The organism is uncultured Cellulomonas sp. (genome assembly GCF_963527515.1).
GTDB lineage: Bacteria > Actinomycetota > Actinomycetes > Actinomycetales > Cellulomonadaceae > Cellulomonas.
This window is the reverse complement of sequence record NZ_CAURTV010000157.1, coordinates 1-5782: the sequence shown is the minus strand read 5'-3', so window position 1 is coordinate 5782 and position 5782 is coordinate 1. Positions and strand designations below refer to the sequence as shown.

Genomic DNA, 5782 nt, shown 5'->3' with positions numbered 1-5782 from the left:
AGCCCGTCCCGCGGCTGCCGCGCGCCCGGCTGCAGCACCCAAGCCGACCACCACGCCCTCGACGCCGCAGCCCGCGGCCCCGTCGGCAGCGCCGAAGACTGACTCACCGGCGGCGGCGAAGCCCGCGACGCCCAAGCCGGCCACCCCCCGGCCGAGCGCCGCAGCACGACCCGCGCCGCGTCCCGGCCCGGCGAAGGCACAGACCAGCACGACGGCCTCGGAAGAGGCCAGCTGAACCCGAACGAACGGACGGCCCGGCCCCCCGGTCGGACCGCACCAGACGAGTCGTACGAACCCGTGCGATGTGAAGGACAAGGAGACACGGCAGCCATGCCGAAGAACAAGACGCACTCCGGTGCCAAGAAGCGCTTCCGGGTCACCGGGACCGGCAAGGTCATGCGCGAGCAGGCCGGCGGTCGCCACCTGCTCGAGCACAAGTCGAGCCGTCGCACCCGCCGCCTGGCCGGCGACCTCGTCGTCTCCCCTGCCGACGCCCCCCGCATCAAGAAGCTGCTCGGCAAGTGACGTCGGGGGCGCTGCTGCGCCCCGGTCACCCGGTCCGAGCCTGAGACAAGCAAGGAGCATCACGTGGCACGCGTGAAGCGGGCGGTCAACGCCCAGAAGAAGCGCCGTACAACCCTCGAGCGCGCTGCGGGCTACCGCGGCCAGCGGTCGCGCCTGTACCGGAAGGCGAAGGAGCAGGTCACCCACTCCCTCGTCTACGCGTACCGCGACCGCAAGGTGCGCAAGCAGGACTTCCGCAAGCTGTGGATCCAGCGCATCAACGCTGCGTCGCGCGAGCAGGGCCTGACGTACAACCGACTCATCCAGGGCCTCAAGCTCGCGGGTGTCGAGGTCGACCGTCGCGTCCTCGCCGACATCGCGGTGAACGACGCCGCGACGTTCGCGTCGCTCGTCGCCACGGCGAAGGCCGCACTGCCCGCGGACGTCAACGCGCCGAAGGCTGCGTGACCCTCGTCCGACGCTGACCGACCGCCCGATCGCCCCGCCGCCGCGGGGCCGGGCGGCGGTCCGGCGCACCCGGAGCCCCCGGAACCGTCACCGGTTCGCGGGGGCTTCGTCGTGCCCGGGCATGATGTCCCCGTGACCGACGAGATCCTGACCAACGCCCGGGCCGAGCGGGTCAAGGCGGTGCGTGCGCTGGCCGGACGCTCCGTGCGGCAGCGGGCCGGGCGGTTCGTGGTGGAGGGTCCGCAGGCGGTGCGTGAGGCGGTGCTCGCGGCGGACGTGCACGACGTCTACGTCACGGAGGCGTCGGCGCAGCGCTACCCGGAGATCGTCGACTCCTCGCGCACCCGAGGGATCCGGGTCCACCTCGGCACCGCCGAGGTGCTCGACGCCATGAGCCCGGACGGTCAGCAGGTTGTCGCGGTGGCGTCCCTGATCGGGCACACGCTGCAGTCCGTGCTCGCCGGGGCGCCGACCCTCGTCGCGGTGCTCGCGCACGTCCGGGACCCTGGGAACGCCGGCACGGTCATCCGCGCCGCCGACGCCGCCGGCGCGGACGCCGCGGTGCTGACGGCCGAGAGCGTCGACGTGCACAACCCCAAGGTCGTGCGGTCGACGGCCGGGTCGCTGTTCCACCTGCCCGTGGTCACGGGCGCGGAGCTGGCCCCGACGACGGCCGCCCTGCGCGCAGCAGGCCTGCTCGTCCTGGCGGCGGACGGTGCGGGCGACTTCGACCTGGACGACCTGCTGGACGTCGCGGGCTCGGCGGAGGACGGCGTCCCGGACCTGTCGCGCCCGACGGCGTGGGTGTTCGGCAACGAGGCGTGGGGCCTGCGCGACGAGGACCGAGCCCTGGCCGATGCCGTCGTCCGGGTGCCGATCCGGGGCCGGGCCGAGTCGCTCAACCTGGCGACCGCGGCGACCGTCTGCCTGTACGCGAGCGCCCGGGCGCAGCGGTGAGGTTGTTCGCCGCGGTGTGGCCGCCGCAGGACGTGCTCGACCACCTGGACCTGGCGCTGGCGTCGGTACGGGGCGAGCCGGCGGGCCTGTCGTCGGCGGTGCGCTGGTCCGCGCGGGAGACCTGGCACCTGACGGTCGCGTTCTACGGCGACCTGCCGGACGGGGCCGTGCCCGGCCTGACGGCCGACCTGGCGGAGGTGGCCGCCGGGGTCCAGCCGTACGAGCTGGCGCTGCGCGGCGCCGGCGTGTTCTCGCACCGCACGCTCTGGGTCGGCGTGGCGGGGGACCTGGACGCGCAGCGCGCGGTCGGTCGTGGCTGCGTCGAGGCGGGAGAGTCGTCGGGAGGGGTCACCGACAACCGGCCGCGCGACCGCCCGCACCTCACCGTCGGGCGCGTCAGGCCGGGGAGCAGACCGCCCCGCCGGCGCTCGTCGCGACCGGACCGGCCGGGTGCGCGACCGGACGTACCGGGAGCCGAGGAGGACGTCGCCGCCGCCCTGGTGCGGGCGCTCGCCGTCTACGAGGGTCCCCGGTGGCTCGTCGAGGAGCTCGAGCTGGTGTCGTCCCGACCCGGGGCGGGCCGCGGCGGGGGACCGCTGTACGAGCGGGTCGCGACGTTTCCGCTCGGACGCTGACGGCAACCGTGGCAGGATGGCCGCCATGACAGCGCGAGCGCAGGCGGCCGGTGGTCGCCGATTTCCCGGGCCCGTACCCGGGCCGCGCCGCTGACGCGCACCTGAGCAGGCCGTCCGTCGATGGACGGGCCACACTCACCCGGATCGGGCGCCTCTAGACTTGTCCGCCGGCCGGGTGCCTCTGCGCCCCAGCCACGGCCGTGCGCACGCGCCGGCCGCCCAGAACCTGCACTGGAAGGTCAGGATGTCCGACGACACCGCCCTGTCCCCGCTCGACGCCCCCGGCATCGAGTCCGCCGTCGAGGACGCGCTCAAGGCCCTCGCGGCCGCGGCCGACCTCGACGCCCTGAAGACCGCCCGCCTCGAGCACGTGGGGGAGCGCAGCCCGATCGCGCTGGCCAACCGCGCCATCGGCGGGCTCGCCCCGGCCGACAAGGCGACCGCGGGCAAGATGCTCGGCCAGGCCAAGGGTCGCCTGGCGGGCGCGCTGGCCGAGCGTCAGGCGCAGCTCGAGGCCGAGCGCGACGAGCGCGTCCTGGTCGACGAGTCGGTCGACGTGACGCTCCCGACGGACCGCCGCCCGCGGGGCGCCCGGCACCCGCTGGAGACGCTCTCCGAGCGCATCGCCGACATCTTCGTGTCGATGGGCTGGGAGATCGCCGAGGGACCTGAGCTCGACGCCGAGTGGTTCAACTTCGACGCGCTCAACTTCGGCGTCGACCACCCTGCCCGGCAGATGCAGGACACGTTCTTCGTCGACCAGCCCGGCCTGGTGCTGCGCACCCACACGTCACCGGTGCAGGCCCGCACCCTGCTCCAGCGCGACCTGCCGGTCTACATCGCCTGCCCGGGCAAGGTGTTCCGCACGGACGAGCTCGACGCCACGCACACCCCCGTGTTCCACCAGGTCGAGGGCCTCGCCGTGGACAAGGGCCTGACCATGGCGCACCTCAAGGGGACGCTCGACCGCTTCGCGCAGGCGATCTTCGGGCCCGAGGCCCGGACGCGCCTGCGGCCCTCGTTCTTCCCGTTCACCGAGCCCAGCGCGGAGATGGACCTGTGGTTCCCGCAGAAGAAGGGCGGGCCCGGATGGATCGAGTGGGGTGGCTGCGGCATGGTCAACCCGCACGTGCTGCGGGCGGTCGGCATCGACCCGGAGGTCTACTCCGGCTTCGCGTTCGGCATGGGCATCGAGCGCACCCTGATGCTGCGCCACGGCATCGCTGACATGCACGACATGGTGGAGGGCGACATTCGCTTCTCCACGCAGTTCGGGACGGAGATCTGATGCCGCGCATCCCCCTGACGTGGCTCGCCGAGCACGTCGAGCTGCCCACGGACCTGACCGCCGAGAAGCTGGCGGCGGACCTGGTCCGCGTCGGCCTGGAGGAGGAGGCGATCCACGCCGCCGCCGTGACCGGCCCGCTGGTCGTCGGCGAGGTCGTGGAGCTGACCCCGGAGCCGCAGAAGAACGGCAAGACCATCAACTGGTGCCGGGTGGACGTGGGCCCGGAGCACAACGAGCCAGGTGGCGCTCCCCGCGGCATCGTCTGCGGCGCGCACAACTTCGTCGTCGGCGACCGCGTGGTCGTCGCGCTGCCCGGCGCCGTCCTGCCGGGGCCGTTCCCCATCGCGTCGCGCAAGACCTACGGTCACGTCTCCGACGGCATGATCTGCTCGGCACGCGAGCTCGGCCTCGGCGAGGACCACGCGGGCATCATCGTCCTGTCGACGCTCGGGCTGGACGCGCCTGTCGGGACCGACGCGCGTGAGCTGCTGGGCCTCGGCGACGAGGTGCTCGAGATCAACGTGACGCCCGACCGCGGCTACTGCTTCTCCATGCGTGGGGTCGCGCGCGAGTACGGCCTGTCCACCGGTGCGGTGTTCACCGACCACGGCCTGCCCGGCGGGGAGACCGTGCCGGTCGGCGGTGGGTTCGACGTCGAGATCGACGACGTGGCGCCCGTGAACGGCGTGCCCGGCGCGGACCGGTTCGTCGCGCAGGTGGTCCGGGGCGTGCGCGCCCACGACCCGTCCCCGGCGTGGCTGCAGCGCCGGCTGCAGCAGGCCGGCATGCGGCCGATCGGGCTCGCGGTCGACGTGACCAACTACGTCATGCTCGACCTCGGCCAGCCCCTGCACGCCTACGACCTCGCGCACCTGGCGGAGCCGATCGTCGTCCGGCGCGCCGGACCCGGGGAGAAGATCCGCACCCTCGACGACGTCGAGCGTGCGCTCGACCCCGAGGACCTGCTCATCACCGACAGCCCGGACGGCCTGCGCGGGTCCCGACCGATCGGTCTCGCGGCCGTCATGGGCGGCGGCGACAGCGAGGTCAGCGGGAGCACGACGGACCTGCTGGTCGAGGCCGCCCACTTCGACCCGATCACGGTCGCCCGGACGGCGCGCCGGCACAAGCTGCCCAGCGAGGCGGCCAAGCGGTTCGAGCGAGGCGTCGACCCTGCGCTCCCGCCGGTCGCGGTCGCACGCGCGGTCGCACTCCTGGTCGAGCACGGCGGCGGAGTGGCGGACCCGCAGCTGACCGATGTGGACCGACGCGTCCCCGTGCCGTCGTTCGAGCTCGCGCTCGACCTGCCCGCGCGCCTGGTCGGGGTGCCCTACACGGCCGACGAGGTGCGCGAGACGCTCGTCGCGATCGGTTGTGACCTCACGGACGCCCGGCCGGGGGTGGTCAGCGTGCAGGCCCCCTCGTGGCGACCCGATCTCGTCGCGGGCGTGGACCTGGTGGAGGAGGTCGCGCGGCTGCGCGGGTACGACGCCATCCCGTCGACCCTCCCTGCCGCGCCGGCCGGCACCGGGCTCACCGCCTCGCAGCGGACGCGTCGCTCGGTGGCGCGCGGGCTGGCGGAGTCGGGGCTGGTGGAGGTGCTCAGCTACCCGTTCATCAGCACCGAGCAGCTCGACGTGCTGCGGCTGCCCGCCGACGACGACCGCCGCCGCGCGGTCCGGCTGGTCAACCCGCTGTCCGACGAGCAGCCGTTCCTCCGGACGAACCTGCTGGTCACGCTCCTCGACACCGCCCGGCGGAACGTCGCGCGCGGGGCGAGCGACGTGGCGATCTTCGAGCTCGGCCTGGTGACGCGGCCCCTCGCGGACGCGCCCGCCGCGCCGAGCCTGCCAGGCGGTGTCCGTCCGTCCGACGCCCAGCTCGCCGCGATCGACGCCGCCGTGCCGCCGCAGCCGCGGCGGGTGGCGGG

6 protein-coding genes are annotated in these 5782 nt (G+C 74.2%); all 6 read left to right on the top strand.

Annotated elements, in window-relative coordinates; translation table 11 throughout:
• Positions 1-330 precede the first annotated feature (330 nt).
• A complete protein-coding gene (rpmI, locus tag RYN42_RS19425; RefSeq protein WP_056093494.1) occupies positions 331-525 on the top strand; it encodes a 50S ribosomal protein L35 in 195 nt (64 codons plus the stop codon).
• A gap of 63 nt (positions 526-588) precedes the next feature.
• On the top strand, positions 589-972 hold the full coding sequence (gene rplT, locus RYN42_RS19420; protein ID WP_315099020.1) for a 50S ribosomal protein L20: 384 nt from the start codon (positions 589-591) through the stop codon (positions 970-972).
• A gap of 132 nt (positions 973-1104) precedes the next feature.
• A complete protein-coding gene (locus RYN42_RS19415; protein ID WP_315099017.1) occupies positions 1105-1929 on the top strand; it encodes an RNA methyltransferase in 825 nt (274 codons plus the stop codon).
• The gene (gene thpR, locus RYN42_RS19410; protein WP_315099015.1) at positions 1926-2564 is read left to right on the top strand and encodes an RNA 2',3'-cyclic phosphodiesterase; all 639 of its coding nucleotides are present in this window, start codon (positions 1926-1928) and stop codon (positions 2562-2564) included. Before RYN42_RS19415 ends, thpR begins: the two co-directional genes overlap by 4 nt.
• 244 nt (positions 2565-2808) lie before the next feature.
• Entirely contained in the window at positions 2809-3852 is a 1044-nt protein-coding gene (gene pheS, locus RYN42_RS19405) for a phenylalanine--tRNA ligase subunit alpha (protein WP_315099027.1), read from the top strand.
• Positions 3852-5782, top strand: a 1931-nt coding sequence (gene pheT / locus RYN42_RS19400) for a phenylalanine--tRNA ligase subunit beta (RefSeq protein ID WP_315099014.1), incomplete at its 3' end; no start/stop codon positions are given. The genes pheS and pheT, both read left to right, overlap by 1 nt.